The following is a 13,932-nucleotide window of genomic DNA, read 5'->3' as shown; positions in this document are numbered from 1 at the left end:
GACGGGGCTCAGTCCTCGTTCTCGTCCTCCTCGCCGTCCCATTCGCCGTCCGCATCGGGATCGGCTCCGGGTTCCTCGGGGCCGCCCTCCTGGTAGTCCGGGATGCCGTTGTAGTCCTCGTCACCGTCCAGCAGGAAGGTGTCCCGGCGCAGGGGGTCGATCGCGTCCAGGGTGTCCGGGTCATCCGACGAGCCGAAGTCGACGGTGCCGTCGCGGCCGTCGGCCGGTTCCTCCAGATCGTTCTCCGGCTCCTCGATGAACTGCTGTTCGAGTTCGTCTTCGTAGCGGGCCAACACGGACCTCCTCGATCTCGGGCGGCCCGGAGAGTGGGCTGATCCGCCTCCATCGGCCGCATCGTGGTTCCAGTCTAGTGTCGGCGGCGCCCGCGCGGCAGGGCCATCAAGGCCAGACCGACAAGGGCGATCATCAGCGTGCCGACGCCACCGAACAGCCACCCGCTCGCACCGGTCCCGGCCGTCCGGTCCACGTGGACCGCGTCGGCCGCGGCGTCCCGGTCCTCATCCGCTGCGGAAGCTGTGGAGTCCGGGGTGCCTACCTGCGGCCCACCGGCCCCGGTGCCACCCCCGTCGGCGGCCTGACCGGTGCCGAGGCCGTCGAGCAGCCTCTCGGCGTCCTCCAGGACGCGCTTGGACCCCGCACCGAGTTCACTCGGGACCACTCCTGCCCACGGTGCACCACTGCCCGCCGCGGGGGCGGGACGCGGGGGCAGGACGACGGCCGGGCCACCGGTGGGACCCTCGGTGGGGACTGCATCGGTGGCCGTCTCCTCGCCGCCCGAGTCCCCGCCGGCCCCCTCCGAACCGGGGCGGGGCCGGTCGGCGCCACCGGGCGTGACCGCGCCACCGGGCGTGACCGCCCCGGAATCCGCGTCATCGCCCGCTCCGGGGGCCGGCGACGCGCCGCCCGGGAGCGTGCCGGTCTCGTCATCGGATCCGTCACCCGGCGTGGCGGGGGCAGTGGTGGTGCCGGGTGAGGACGGACGGGACGTCGGCGTCGGGGTGGGGGAGTCCCCGGGCGCCGGTGCCTCGCTGGTGGGCTCGGGAACCGGGGTCGGTGTGGGGGCGGCCGTCGTGGGCTCCGGGGTCGGATCAGCGGGTCCGGGCGGCGGCGTGGGAGTGGGTGTCGGTGTAGGGGTCGGCGTCGGGCTGGCGGCACCGGGCTGGACGAGCACGCCGATCTCGCAATGGGCCTCACCGCCCCGCCCGTCGGAGGCGATGACGGCGAAGTTGTCCTGACCGGTCGCACCGGCCGGAGCCGCATAGGTGATGACGTGGCCGGCGACGGTGGGCTGCACCCCGAGCATGGAGACGTCGGCGCGGAGCGTGACCGGGTCCCCGTCCGGGTCCGAGACGCTGACCCGGATGGACTCGGTGGAGCCGTTCTGCGTCATCACCCCGCCGCACGTCAGTTGCGGGGCCTGGTTCGGCGTCGCTGCCACGGTGGGGGAGGTGGAGGGCGAACCCTCGGGCGCGGGCGACTCGGTGCCGGTGGCGGCGGCCGGGGCGGTCAGCGCGGTGGCGGCCAGGAGGGTGCTGCACCCGACGGCGGCGACACGGCTCAGCAGAGGGCGCGCGTTGCGTGGACGATGTGGGGTTGCCAGTCGGTGGGCAGTGGTGGTCATTCAGGTGCCCCCCGGCTCTGAAGTACATTGGCCCCGTGCTGTCCGCCCCGTCGAGCGTGACGGACAGCACCGGCGTACTCGTAATCATACCGTGATGTTGGGGCCTTGGCTATCACAGTCACATCACGGTGATCACGGCGGCCTCCCGGTGCCGCGACGTCGGGAGGCCGCCGGGGGCCGGATCACCGGCCTGGCCTGGCCCGTGGCCCGGCCAGGCCAGTCGCGGTCGGGCAGACCGACCGCGACCGGGCGCTGCCGGGCGCCGGTCAGACGACGCGGCGTTCGGGGACCGAGACCTTCGCCGGGTCGTCGGTGACCACGTGACCGATGGCGGCGTCCACGGCCGCGAGGGTGGACTCGTCCAGGGTGATCCCGGAGGCCCGGACGTTCTCCACGATCTGCTCGGGGCGGGACGCGCCGACGATGGCGCCGGCGACGTTCGGGTTGGACAGCACCCAGGCGATGGCCAACTGGCCCATGGTGCAGTCCAGGTCCTGGGCGATCGGCTTAAGCTTCTGGACGGCGGTCAGGACGTCATCGGTCAGCCACGCGGCCATGGTCTGCTGACCGCCGCCCTTCTCGTCGGTGGCCCGTGAACCGGCCGGGGGCTGCTGGCCGGGCAGGTACTTGCCGGTCAGGGTGCCGCCGGCCATCGGGGACCAGACGATCTGGGACATTCCGAGGTCCTCACACGCGGGGACGACCTCGGGCTCGATCACGCGCCACAGCATGGAGTACTGGGGCTGGTTGGAGATCAGCTGGATGCCCAGCGACTTCGCCATGGCGTGGGCCTCGCGGATCTTGTCCGCGGGCCACTCGGAGACGCCGATGTACAGGGCCTTGCCGGACCGCACGACGTCCGCGAACGCCTGCATGGTCTCCTCCAGGGGGGTCTCCACGTCGTAGCGGTGCGCCTGGTAGAGGTCCACGTAGTCCATCTGCAGACGCTGCAGGGAGCCGTTGATCGACTCGAGGATGTGCTTGCGGGACAGTCCGGTGTCATTGGGACCCTTGGGGCCGGTGGGCCAGTAGACCTTGGTGAAGACCTCCAGGGATTCCCGGCGCTCTCCCTTCAGCGCCTCACCCAGGACCGACTCGGCCTTGCCGTTCGCGTAGACGTCGGCCGTGTCGAAGCTGGTGATGCCCTGGTCGAGGGCGGCCCGGACGCAGGCGTGAGCCGTCTCGTTCTCCACCTGGGAGCCGTGGGTCAGCCAGTTGCCGTAGATGATCTCGGAGATCTTGAGTCCGCTGTTGCCGAGGTATCTGAATCTCATGGATTCACCCTAGTCGGCCGGGAACGGCAACGGCCGCCCTCCCGACGGGGAGAGCGGCCGTTGCGGCGTCTGATCAGATCAGAGCGGGCGGACTGCAGCAGCCTGCATGCCCTTCGGGCCCTGCTGGGCCTCGAACTCGACCTTCTGGTCCTCCTGCAGCTCCTTGAAGCCGGAGCCCTCGATGGCGGAGAAGTGGACGAAGATGTCAGCGGAGTTGTCGTCCGGGGAGATGAAGCCGTAGCCCTTCTCAGCGTTGAACCACTTGACGGTACCGGTGGCCATGGATGCCTCTTTCATTGGGGTGTTTACCCACGGGGATTCCCGCGGGGGCGAAGCGGTGTGTGGCGAAACCGCTTCCCAACGCCCCGTCCAGCCCGAGAGCTGACCGGTCCGCAGTGATGACGGACTTACTGCTACTACACTTCGTCGCCCATATTACGTGAGAGTGGTCGAAACAACAGCCCCACGGGGTCGAATCCTCGGCGTTGGCCAAGAATTCACCCGGAGCGTGAGGCATAGACCACCCGGTTCTCCAGGTACTGGTCCCGGCCGGTGTCGAAGACCCCCGTGCACGTGATCAGCCGGATCTCGTCACCGGCCACCGCTCCGTAGACCTCGAGCGTGGGGAAGTCGTCCACCGGGTGGTCCTCCACGCGATCCACCCGGTAGACGCGGGCGTCCCCGCCGGCGTCGGTCACCCGTACCTCGTGCCCGGGGCGCAGCTCCGGCAACCGCCCGAAGACCGCGGGCCCGGCCGGGGTGTCCACGTGGGCGACGAAGACGGTCGGGTGGCCTCCGGCCGGATCCTCGTCCGGGGAATACCACCCGACGTCCTCGCCGCTGTCCGGGACCCCGAGCGTCCCGTCGTCCTGGACCTGTACCCCGATGAGTCCGGTCCGCAGGCCGATGGCCGGGATCTCCAGTCCGGCGGGAGCGACAGGTGTGGCCAGGGTGTCTGCGGGTCCCTTCCATGCCGACTCCACGTTGTTCAGGAACGCGGACGTATCCATCGAACAACCCGCCAGGGACACCGCCAGTGCGGTCCCGGCCAGCACGGTGCTGAGACGCCGGGGCCGCACGGGGGGCCGGCGGGTGTCCACGGTGGATACGTCCCGGGGGCTCATGCCGCGCTTCGCCTCCGGCGGACCAGCGTGTAGGCGCCCAGGCTGACCGCGGCCGCGAGGGCGCCCGCCGTGGCGATCGGCAGGACCACGTTCTGGCCGGCGGCCTCGCCCCGGCCGGCGTCGACGCCCCCGACCGGCAACTGCGTGTCGTCCCCGGACGGGGCGCCGGGACCGGTGCCGGCCTGGTCCGGCGCGGTGGCGGCGCACCCCGGGTCCGTCAGGGTGCCGTCGCCATCGCCGTCACCGGTGGCCGCTGCCGCGGTCTCGACGAGGCCGTCCGTGCCGTCCGTGCCGGCCTCGATGGTGGCGTCACCGGTGCCGGTGTCCGTGGGTGCCGCGTCACCGGTCCCGGCATCCTGCTGGTCCCCGGCGGCGGCGTCGGTGCAGAGGCCGTCCTGCTCCGCGGGGCCCGCTGCGGGGATCCCCTCGGCCGGTTCCGCGTCGGCGGGACCCGCCTCGGCGCCGACGGGCGGTTCGTCACCCGTCTCCGGGGTGGGCGCCTCGCCGGTACCGGAGGTGAGCGCCTCATCGGTGCCGCCGGCGGGTGCCTCGCCGGTCTCGGCGGGGGCCTCCTCACCGGTTCCGGTGACTGGTTCGGGTGCGGTCTCGACAGTGGCCTCGGCGCCACCGGTCCCGGCCGCACCCTCCACGTCCGCCACCACGATGGTGCTGGCAGGCCCTTCCGCGAGGTCCAGGTCCGTGTCGGCGTGTGCTGCGGGTGCCAGCATCACCGTCGTGACCAGGCCCAGGGCTGCCATCCCGGTGATGGCCGGCGTGCGTCGGTAGAGGGGGGGTCGTGTGCTGCATCAGAAGATCCTTCGTCCGCTGGATCCAGTCCGGGGTGGACTGGTAGCACCCCAACCTATGAGAGGGCTGTGAATGGGGCACTAGTAGGCACTACCCGACGTGCACTGCCGACGACCACGTCATCGGGCGCCGCCCTACTCGGTTTTTGAGTCTGTTTCGGTCCCGCTTCGCTTCCTCAGGGCTGAGGATCCCGGCCGCGGAGCCGGTCCATCTGACGGCGGTCCCGCTTGGTGGGGCGCCCTGCGCCGCGATCGCGCTGGGGGACGGCCAGCAGTTCCCGGGGGATCGGCGGCGGCGAGTGGTCGACGTAGTGGCGCACCGCCTCGGCGGCCCCGACCCGTTTGGCCAGCAGGCCGGTGACCTCCAGGACCCTCTCCCGGCCCGGCTGGCGCAGCCGGATGGTGTCACCGGGCTTGACCGGCTGGGCCGCCTTGGCCGGCTGGCCGTTGAGACGCACGTGGCCGGCCCGGCAGGCCGCCGTCGCCGCCGAGCGGGTCTTGTACATGCGGATGCCCCACAGCCAGGCGTCCAGGCGGACCTGGCTCGGTGGCTGCGGGGCGTTCGGCATGCGGACCAGGATACGGGTGGGCCGGTTACTGGTTGCCCTCGGCGGTGCGCAGGTTGCGGAAGGCCGAACGGTGGAAGACCAGCGGCTCGTGCTCGGAGGAGTGGTCGTGGACGCCGTGGACCTCGAGCAGGACCACGTGGTGGTCGCCGGCCGGGACCTCCGCGTAGACGGAGGTCTCCAGCCACAGCGCGGCGTTGTCCAGGAACAGGGCGCCCCGGTCCGAGGCGCGAACGCCCAGGCCCTCGAAGCGGTCCCCGTCCTTGGAGGCCAACTGGCGGCAGACGTCGGTGTGGCCCTCGGCGAGGATCGAGATCCCGATGCGCTCGGCCCGCTTCAGCCGCGGCCAGGTCCGGGAGGTGTTCTGCACGGCGAAGGACACCAGTGCCGGTTCGAGGGAGACCCCCACCGTGAAGGACGAGGCCACGAGGCCCTCCTTCTGGTCATCGGCGAGGCCGCACAGCGCGGCGACGCCGGAGGGGAAGTGGGAGAAGGCCGAGCGCAGGGTCTGGGCGGACAGGTCGGTGTCCAGGGTGGCGGTGCGGCTCAGGTCGATGGTGGCCAGGGCGGTCATGTGAGTCCTCCGTTCGAGGGCGCATCCACAGTGTGACCTCGGGCGGTGCCCCTCCGGTACCTGCTTCAGACGCGGTACTTGCCCGCCGGCTTGCCCGGAAGGCCGAATCATCACCTGGAGCACCCCACTACTGCGTGAAGAGGGTTGCCGTCCCGCAAGCCAGGGCTGTAACAGCGGGAACTCGTGATTCTGGGTTCAGCGTAACGACGGCCGGGGCGACGGGTCAAAGGCCTTCTGCGGATGTGAACGCCTGTGACGGTGACCTCCGTCACGTGCTGCGGAGCCGGTTGCCGCCGACGCGGGACGGCACCCGGCGGTGACCGGGGGCTACCGGAAACGCCGGGCCACGGCCTCCCCGTGGGCGGGCAGCCCCTCGGCCCCGGCCAGTGCCGAGATGTTCGATGCCAACTCCTTCAACCCGGTCTCGGAGTACCGGATCAGCTGCTGCAGCCGCAGGAAGCTGACCGTGTTCAGCCCCGAGGAGTACCGGGCGGACCCGCCGGTGGGCAGCACGTGGTTGGACCCGGAGGAGTAGTCGCCCAGCGGCACGGGGGAGTACGGTCCCACGAACACGGCCCCGGCGTTGCGGATCCGGCGCGCGGTGGCCAGCGCGTCCACGGTGTGCACCTCCAGGTGCTCGGCGGCGTACGCGTCGGCCACCGCGATGGCCGTGGCCAGGGTGTCCACCACGAGGATCCCGGACTGCGGACCGGTCAGGGCCTGACGGACCTGCTCCTCGTGGAACGACCCCGGCACCTGCTCCTGGACCTGGGTCACCACGTCCCGGGCCAGCTCCGGGGACGTGGTGATGAGCACCGAACCGGCCATCGGGTCGTGCTCGGCCTGGCTGATCAGGTCGGCCGCGACCCACTCCGCGTCCGCCGTGGCATCGGCCAGCACGGCGATCTCGGTGGGACCGGCCTCGGCGTCGATCCCGATGGTCCCGAGCAGCGCCCGCTTGGCCGCGGCCACGTAGATGTTGCCCGGCCCCGTGACCATGTCCACCGGGGCGCACAGGCGCGTGCCGTCGTCGTCGTTCACCCCGTAGGCGAACATGGCCACGGCCTGGGCGCCGCCGGCGGCATAGACCTCGTCCACGCCGAGCAGGGCGCAGGCGGCCAGGATGACGGGGTGCGGCAGGCCGCCGAAGTCCTTCTGCGGCGGGGAGGCCACCGCCAGGGAGGGCACCCCGGCCGCCTGCGCCGGGACCACGTTCATCACCACGGAGGAGGGGTATACCGCGCGTCCGCCGGGCACGTACAGCCCCACCCGGCCCACCGGGACCCAGCGGTTCTCCACGATGGCCCCCTCCCCGAGGTCGACCTCGGACCCGGGCGGCAGCTGCGCGGCGTGCACGGTCCGGGCGCGGGCGATCGACTCCTCCAGTGCGGAGCGGACCTCGGGGTCCAGGGCCTCCAGCGCCTCGGCCAGCGCCGGGGCGGGCACCCGCAACGACGGCGGCCGGATCCCGTCGAAGCGCTCGCCCAGGTCCAGCACGGCCGAGGCGCCGCCGGAGCGCACCTCGTCCAGGATCGGCAGCACCCGCGGCACGGCACCGGCCACGTCCAGCTCGGCCCGGGGCAGCACCGTGGCCGGGTCGACGTCGTGTCCGCGCAGGTCCGTGATGGAAAGCATGAGGGTCCTCTTCCGGTACTGGAGTGGTCGGCCGTGATCTGAAGCGATCTCAGCGTCCATTCTCCACCCGTTCAGGTCCGGTGCAGGCGCCGGTGACAGACTGGGACCATGCCATTGATGTCCCTGTCCTCCGTGCTGCCCGCCCTGCCCGGGGCGGCCGTTCCCTCCGGGGCGGCCCTCCGTGCCCTCTCCGAACCGGTCCCGGACGGGACCGCGACACCGGAGGACATCACCACCACCGTCCCGGACACCATGGAGGAGGGGGCCCAGGGCGCCGTGGACTCCCTCGGCCCGTTCTGGGGGATCCTGTCCACCGTGCTGGTCGGGGTCGTCATCGCGCTGGCCGTCGTGACCGCGGCCTCCGTGCTGCTCAACGTGGTGCTGCGCGGCCGGCCGGCACTGCGGCGCCAGGTGGCCCGGTGCCGGGTCCCGGTGGCCGTGGCGCTGAGCCTGATGGCCGCCAGGATCGCCCTGGGCCTGACCGCCTCCGAGTACGACTGGTTCGAGGGGACGAACTTCCTGCTGCTGGCCGGGATCATCGGCTCACTGGCCTGGCTGGCCCTGCGGATCGTGCGGATCGTCGAGGAGCGGGTGCTCGCCAAGTACCAGAGCGCGGGCGAGGACGACCGGCGGGACCGCAAGATCCAGACCCAGACGGTGCTGATCCGGCGCATCCTCGAGGCCCTGATCATCGTCATCGCGGTGGCCGTGATCCTGCTGACCATCCCGCAGGTGCGAGCGGTGGGCGCCGGCCTGCTGGCCTCGGCCGGCCTGCTGTCCGTGGTGGCCGGCCTGGCGGTCCAGTCCACCCTGACCAACGTCTTCGCCGGCGTCCAGCTGGCCTTCACCGACGCCATCCGCGTGGGGGACGTGGTGACCGTGGAGGACGTCTACGGCACCATCGAGGACATCACCCTGTCCTACGTGGTGGTCAAGATCTGGGACGGCCGCCGGGTGATCTTCCCGTCCAGCCACTTCACCACCACCCCCTTCGAGAACTGGACGCGCGTGGGCTCGGCGCTGTCCGGGACCGTGGAGATGGAGGTCGACTGGCGGGTGCCCATGGAGGAGGCCCGCGACCGCCTCCGGGCCCTGCTGGAGTCCACCGAGCTGTGGGACGGCAAGGAGGGGTCCCTGCAGATCACCGACGCCCTCGGCGGCATGGTCAAGATCCGTGCCGTGGTCTCCGCCCGGAACTCCGGGGACCTGTGGGACCTGCGCTGCCTCGTGCGGGAGGACCTGGTCACCTTCCTGCGCAGCGAGCACCCGGAGGCCATCTACGCCCAGCGCCTGGCCGAGAGCGTCTCGGTGCTCTCCCCGGCCTACGCGGAGACCGGCGAGGCGGAGGCGGACCCGTACCGCCGGGCCGCCGGCGGATCCGCGGCGCGGCACGACGGCGCCTCCGCCGGTCCGGTGCCCGGTGGCGGGGCCCGTCCGGGCCGGGAGCAGCGGCCGGCCACCGGCGCACTGCCCCGGCTGGGATCGTCCAACGGGTCCCCTGCCGCCACCGGTCAGCAGCGGGCCGTCACCGGTGCCGAGTCCACGGTCACCGGGTCCGCGGTCACCGGGTCCACGCCGTTGACGAAGACGAGCGAGGACTCGTCGATGTTCACGGGATCGATCACCGCGATCGAGCGCAACCGGGAGTTCGCGGGCCCGGGCGAACAGGCCTACCAGGAACGCAAGGAGAAGGCGGCCCAGGCAGACGGTGGCCCGGACGACGACTCCGGCCACCCGGACCCCGGGCGGGAGCCGGCCGCCGAGAGCGAACGGCGGGCCCGGCCGGACGTCAGCCTCGACGGGGACTGAGCGCCCCCGGCCCGTGGGCGGGGCCGCACGGCCGTGCCCCCGGGCCGGGCGGTACCCGGTGGCCCCGTGCGGGCCTCAGCGGCGGCGGGCCCGGCCGGCGCCGGCGCCCTCCTCCGGGACCGGCGGGGGACCGGGGAGGTCCTTCGGTTCCTCGGCCGCGGTGACGTCCCGCGGGGGCTCGTCCCGGTGGACGCCGGAGGGCTTGTCCGGGGACTCCTTGACGCACAGCACGGGCTGGTCGAGTTCCTGCAGCAGCGCGTCGGCCACGGATCCCATCAGGACCCGCCCGAACGTGCCGCGGCGGCGCATGCCGATCACCACGAGCGAGGGCTGGACCTCGGTGGCCAGGTCCTTGATCTCGTCCACCGTGGACCGGCCCCGCGCGTACTGGCGGAACTCGGCGCGCAGCCCGGAGGCGTCGAGGATCCGCTGCAGCTCCACCTGCTCGATCTCCGTCACCGCGGCCTCGTGCCTGTGCTCGGGGACGGCGTTGACCACGAGCAGGTCCTCGTGGGCGATCCGGGCGAGCCGGATCGCCTCGGTCAGGGCGGCCTTCGACTCGTGACTGCCGGTGTAGCCCACCAGGATGGTCATGCGCTCCCCGTTCCCCTGCGGCGGTCGACCGCGCGCTATGCGCCGGTCCTGCGTGACTTGGCCTCGGAACGGCTGAGCCGCTCCAGGACGGCGTCCGGGCTGAACCGGGCCGCCGTCATGAGGGAACGATACCGCCGCGAGGGCACGCAGACGCTGCGGCCGTCCGCGGCGGCGGTGAGCCCCTCGCGGACCACGTCGTCCGCATCCATCCAGGCCCACCGGGGCCGCTTGGAGGTGTCGATCCCGGCCCGCTGGTGGAACTCGGTCCGCACCAGCCCCGGGCAGAGCGCCGTGACGGTGACGCCCGAGGACTTGTAGCGGGTGTTGGCCCACCGGCTGAAGGCCACGGCCCAGGACTTCGCGGCCCCGTAACTGCCGTCCGGGATCAGCCCGGCCACGGAGGAGACGTTGATGATCCGGCCGCCGCCCCGGGCGAGGAAGGACTGGATGGCCGCGTGGGAGAGCAGCATGGGCGCCTCCACCAGCAGCCGCAGCATGGCCACCTCGTCCTCGGCCTCGCTCTCGTGGAACTCGGTGGAGAGCCCGGCGCCGGCGTTGTTCACCAGCATCGTGATCGGCTGTTCGCGGGACCGGATCCGGGCGGCGACCACGTCCACGCCCTCCCGGGTGGCCAGGTCCACGGTCAGCGTCTCCACGGAGACGCCGTACTGTGCCTCCAGCCCCCGGGCCTTGCCGACCAGCGCGATCGGGTCCCGGCCCGTGATCACGAGGTCCTGGCCCTGGCCCGCCAGCTGACGGGCGAACTCGGCGCCCAGTCCCGCGGTGGCCCCGGTCACGAGGGCCGTCGGGGCGTTCTTCCGGTCGGTGTTCATGAGCGGGACCTCCCAGTCCTGCCGGGTCTCGAGTTCGTCTAGCTGCTCTGCCACGTTTACCGCCTTGTGATGACTCGTCGTCAGCACCCGCATTCCTGCGGGCGCCGGAGGCACCGCACCCTCCGTCATCCATGGTATGGGTCACGTTCGCCCGCACCGCCGCGACATCGCGGCGTGGCAGGTCACGGTATGGACACTGACGGGCTCAGGCCTCCCGCCCCAGGTACGTCAGGTGGGCGGCCATGGTCATCGCGGCGACCGAGCGCACCGTGCCGGTCACCTCGGGGTACACGGTGGCGGCCAGGCGCTCGGCGAGCGCGTCGAACGCGGTGCGCTGCGGATCGTCCCCGACGCCCCGGCCCGAGGACCCCGGGACCAGTCCCGCCCCCGGGCCCCGGCGCACGGTGTCCCGGTCGGCGGCGTCCAGCTGGCCGAGCAGCTCGCGGACCTGGTCCAGACGGGCGTGCCGGTGATCCCGGTACTGGACACCCACCTGGGCGATCGAGGCCAGCGCCGGACCATGGGCGGGCAGCACCGTGGCGTCGCCCAGCGCGATGAGCAGCTCCAGGCTGCGCAGGTAGTCGGCCAGCGTCCCGTCCGGGTGGTCGATCATGGTCGTGCCCCGGCCCAGCACCGTGTCTCCCGTCAGCACGGAACCGGCCGCACCGTCGTCGGGCAGGGCGAAGGAATAGGAGTCCGAGGTGTGCCCGGGGGTGTGCCAGGCGGTGATCACGACGCCGGCGGCCGGGATGCGCTCGCCGTGCGCCAGGGGTGCCGCCCCCCGCGACCACGCGGGGGACCCGCCCCGCACCGGTGCGCCGGTGCGCTCGGCGAACAGTCCGACCGCCCCCGTGTGGTCCTCGTGGTGGTGGGTCACCAGGATCAGTTCCACGCGGCGGTCGCCGGCGGCGGCCAGCACCGCCTCGAGGTGGTCCGCGGACCCCGCGCCGGGACCGGGGTCCACCACCACCACGGAATCCGCGTCCGGGGCGCCGATGAGGTAGGTGTTGGTCCCCTCCAGGGTCATGCCCGAGGGATTGTCGGCGAGGACCGCGGAGGTCAGGTGGGAGTCCGGGACGGGAGAGGCCATAGGCTCAGTGTATGGACCAGTCACAGGACCGCCAGAGCCAGCCCCGGGACCAGGGAGGCCGTCAGGGCAGTTACGTGCTGTCCGGGCAGGAGTTCACCCGGGACACGCACTACATCCAGGACCGGATCGTCGCGGACCCGACCGCGATCACGGCCGCCCCCCGGGTGGAGACGGACAAGGTCGGGCACGTGGCCGGCGGGCTGACCGCCGACGCCCAGGCCTGGCCCGTGGAGGCCGGGCGCTACCGGCTCGTCGCGGCGCGGGCCTGCCCGTGGGCCAACCGGACGATCATCGTGCGGCGGTTGCTGGGCCTGGAGGACGCCATCTCCCTCGGCACCCCCGGCCCCACCCATGACGAGCGGTCCTGGACCTTCGACCTGGACCCGGACGGGAGGGACCCGGTGCTGGGCACCGAACGGCTGCAGGAGAACTACTTCACGCGCTTCCCGGACTACCCCCGCGGGATCACGGTGCCGGCCATCGTGGACATCCCCACCGGTGCGGTGGTGACCAACGACTACCCGCAGATCACCCTCGACTTCTCCACGCAGTGGACCGCGTACCACCGGGACGGGGCGCCGGACCTGTTGCCCGAGGGGTCCCTGGACGAGATGCACGAGGTCATGACCCGCATCTTCACCGAGGTCAACAACGGGGTGTACCGGTGCGGGTTCGCCGGCTCGCAGGAGGCCTACGACTCCGCCTACGACCGGTTGTGGACCGCCCTGGACTGGCTGGAGGAACGGCTGACGTCCCGGCGGTACCTGATGGGGGACACCATCACGGAGGCCGACGTCCGGCTGTTCACCACCCTGGTGCGGTTCGACCCGGTCTACCACGGCCACTTCAAGTGCAACCGCAACACGCTGGACCGGATGCCGGCTCTGTGGGGCTACGCCCGGGACCTGTTCCAGACCCCCGGGTTCGGGGACACGGTCGACTTCGACCAGATCAAGAGCCACTACTACGAGGTGCACCGGGACATCAACCCCACCGGGATCGTGCCGAAGGGGCCGGAACTGTCCGGCTGGCTGGGCGAGCACCGGCGCGAGGAGCTCGGTGGTTCCCCGTTCGGCGACGGCACCGCCCCGGGGCCGGTCCGCGAGGACGAGCGGGTCACGCCCGGTCACAACCCGTTGTACCCGGCCTGAGGTCCCGGCCCGCGGGGGTTCGGTCTCAGGCCGACGGTCCGGCCGTTCAGGCGCCGGACCACAGGGGGGAGGTGCGCCGGAGGTTCTCCAGCACCGCCTCGCGCACGGAGTGCAGGTGCCTCCGCATGGCCCGGTCGGCCGCGGGGCCGTCGCCCGCGGCGATGGCCTCGATGATCGCCTCGTGCTCGGTGAGCTCGTGGGGGTGTGCCATCTGGGCCTGCAGTCCCGGCAGGACGTGATGGGCGCGCGCCATGTCGTCCAGCACCCTCTCGAGGGCGGCGGCGAGCCGGGTGTTGCGCGCCTCCCCGGCCACGGCCAGGTGGAAGTCCCGGGCCGCGCCCATGGCCTCCAGGGGGTCTCCCCCGGAGAGCCCGCGCTGGCGGTCCAGGGCCGACCGGAGCGTGGGGACGGTGTGTGCGGTGGCCTGCCGGGCCGCCTCCGCCGCGGCGTGCGGTTCCAGCAGCATCCGCAGGTCCAGGACCTCGCCGAGGTCCTGGGGGGACATGGTCTGGACCAGGTACCCCTTCTTGGGCAGCACGGTCACCAGTCCCTCGGCGGCGAGGATGTGCAGGGCCTCCCGGACGGGGGTCTTGGACAGGCCGAACCGCTCGGCCAGCCGGGGTTCCACCAGCACCTCGCCGGGGGCGAGTTCCCCGGTCAGGATCATCCGCCGCAGGTCGGCCAGCAGGCGGGGGCCCTTGGGAGAGGACGCCGCGCGCGGCCCGGAGGCGGGGGCGGGGCCGGGAGGGGCCGGACGCGGGGTCGGCGGTCCTGACGGCGGCGTGCGGGGATCCTCGGTCACGAGGGTGACCCTATCAAGCGTGCTAGAAATAT

15 protein-coding genes and 1 riboswitch are annotated in these 13,932 nt (G+C 72.5%); of the genes, 2 read left to right on the top strand and 13 right to left on the bottom strand.

Going from position 1 to position 13,932, the window contains the following annotated elements:
* Positions 1-8: 8 nt before the first annotated feature.
* The 9 genes from GGQ69_RS11265 to hisD form a co-directional block, all read right to left on the bottom strand.
* Complete coding sequence (locus GGQ69_RS11265) at positions 9-293, bottom strand: hypothetical protein (RefSeq protein ID WP_183528045.1); 285 nt, start codon at positions 291-293, stop codon at positions 9-11.
* A 74-nt stretch (positions 294-367) separates the two neighbouring features.
* Positions 368-1,642, bottom strand: a complete 1,275-nt coding sequence (locus GGQ69_RS11260; RefSeq protein WP_183528044.1) for an Ig-like domain-containing protein — start codon at positions 1,640-1,642, stop codon at positions 368-370.
* Between the two features lie 266 nt (positions 1,643-1,908).
* Positions 1,909-2,916 (bottom strand): aldo/keto reductase family protein, encoded by a 1,008-nt coding sequence (locus tag GGQ69_RS11255; RefSeq protein WP_183528042.1) that lies wholly within the window; start codon positions 2,914-2,916, stop codon positions 1,909-1,911.
* A gap of 78 nt (positions 2,917-2,994) precedes the next feature.
* Positions 2,995-3,198: a cold-shock protein gene (locus tag GGQ69_RS11250; RefSeq protein ID WP_010145723.1), complete on the bottom strand. Its 204-nt coding sequence runs from the start codon at positions 3,196-3,198 to the stop codon at positions 2,995-2,997.
* Positions 3,199-3,413: 215 nt separating this feature from the next.
* Complete coding sequence (locus GGQ69_RS11245) at positions 3,414-4,040, bottom strand: class F sortase (RefSeq protein WP_183528040.1); 627 nt, start codon at positions 4,038-4,040, stop codon at positions 3,414-3,416.
* A complete protein-coding gene (locus tag GGQ69_RS11240; RefSeq protein ID WP_183528038.1) occupies positions 4,037-4,798 on the bottom strand; it encodes a hypothetical protein in 762 nt (253 codons plus the stop codon). Before GGQ69_RS11240 ends, GGQ69_RS11245 begins: the two co-directional genes overlap by 4 nt.
* Before the next feature lie 224 nt (positions 4,799-5,022).
* Positions 5,023-5,415 carry an RNA-binding S4 domain-containing protein gene (locus tag GGQ69_RS11235; protein WP_183528036.1) on the bottom strand — a complete coding sequence of 131 codons (393 nt, stop codon included), beginning with the start codon at positions 5,413-5,415 and terminating at the stop codon, positions 5,023-5,025.
* Positions 5,416-5,440: 25 nt separating this feature from the next.
* On the bottom strand, positions 5,441-5,986 hold the full coding sequence (locus GGQ69_RS11230) for a flavin reductase family protein (protein ID WP_010145727.1): 546 nt from the start codon (positions 5,984-5,986) through the stop codon (positions 5,441-5,443).
* Positions 5,987-6,055: 69 nt separating this feature from the next.
* Positions 6,056-6,175, bottom strand: a riboswitch (SAM riboswitch).
* A 138-nt stretch (positions 6,176-6,313) separates the two neighbouring features.
* Complete coding sequence (gene hisD / locus GGQ69_RS11225; protein WP_183528034.1) at positions 6,314-7,621, bottom strand: histidinol dehydrogenase; 1,308 nt, start codon at positions 7,619-7,621, stop codon at positions 6,314-6,316.
* Positions 7,622-7,729: 108 nt separating this feature from the next.
* Between hisD and GGQ69_RS11220 the strand changes: the two genes are divergently transcribed.
* Positions 7,730-9,430: a mechanosensitive ion channel family protein gene (locus GGQ69_RS11220; RefSeq protein ID WP_183528032.1), complete on the top strand. Its 1,701-nt coding sequence runs from the start codon at positions 7,730-7,732 to the stop codon at positions 9,428-9,430.
* 75 nt (positions 9,431-9,505) lie between these two features.
* Here the strand turns inward: GGQ69_RS11220 and GGQ69_RS11215 are convergent, their stop codons facing one another.
* The 3 genes from GGQ69_RS11215 to GGQ69_RS11205 form a co-directional block, all read right to left on the bottom strand.
* A complete protein-coding gene (locus GGQ69_RS11215) occupies positions 9,506-10,024 on the bottom strand; it encodes a universal stress protein (protein WP_183528030.1) in 519 nt (172 codons plus the stop codon).
* A 35-nt stretch (positions 10,025-10,059) separates the two neighbouring features.
* The gene (locus GGQ69_RS11210) at positions 10,060-10,911 is read right to left on the bottom strand and encodes an SDR family oxidoreductase (protein WP_183528028.1); all 852 of its coding nucleotides are present in this window, start codon (positions 10,909-10,911) and stop codon (positions 10,060-10,062) included.
* Positions 10,912-11,062: 151 nt separating this feature from the next.
* Positions 11,063-11,947, bottom strand: a complete 885-nt coding sequence (locus tag GGQ69_RS11205) for an MBL fold metallo-hydrolase (protein WP_183528026.1) — start codon at positions 11,945-11,947, stop codon at positions 11,063-11,065.
* Positions 11,948-11,958: 11 nt separating this feature from the next.
* On the opposite strand from GGQ69_RS11205, the gene GGQ69_RS11200 reads away from it, so the two are divergent.
* The gene (locus GGQ69_RS11200) at positions 11,959-13,098 is read left to right on the top strand and encodes a glutathione S-transferase family protein (protein WP_183528024.1); all 1,140 of its coding nucleotides are present in this window, start codon (positions 11,959-11,961) and stop codon (positions 13,096-13,098) included.
* Positions 13,099-13,144: 46 nt separating this feature from the next.
* On the opposite strand, the gene GGQ69_RS11195 is transcribed toward GGQ69_RS11200, so the two are convergent.
* On the bottom strand, positions 13,145-13,900 hold the full coding sequence (locus tag GGQ69_RS11195) for a GntR family transcriptional regulator (RefSeq protein ID WP_298045136.1): 756 nt from the start codon (positions 13,898-13,900) through the stop codon (positions 13,145-13,147).
* Positions 13,901-13,932 lie beyond the last annotated feature (32 nt).

This window comes from Micrococcus sp. TA1 (assembly GCF_014199555.1).
GTDB lineage: Bacteria > Actinomycetota > Actinomycetes > Actinomycetales > Micrococcaceae > Citricoccus.
This window is presented reverse-complemented; position numbering and strand designations above follow the sequence as displayed.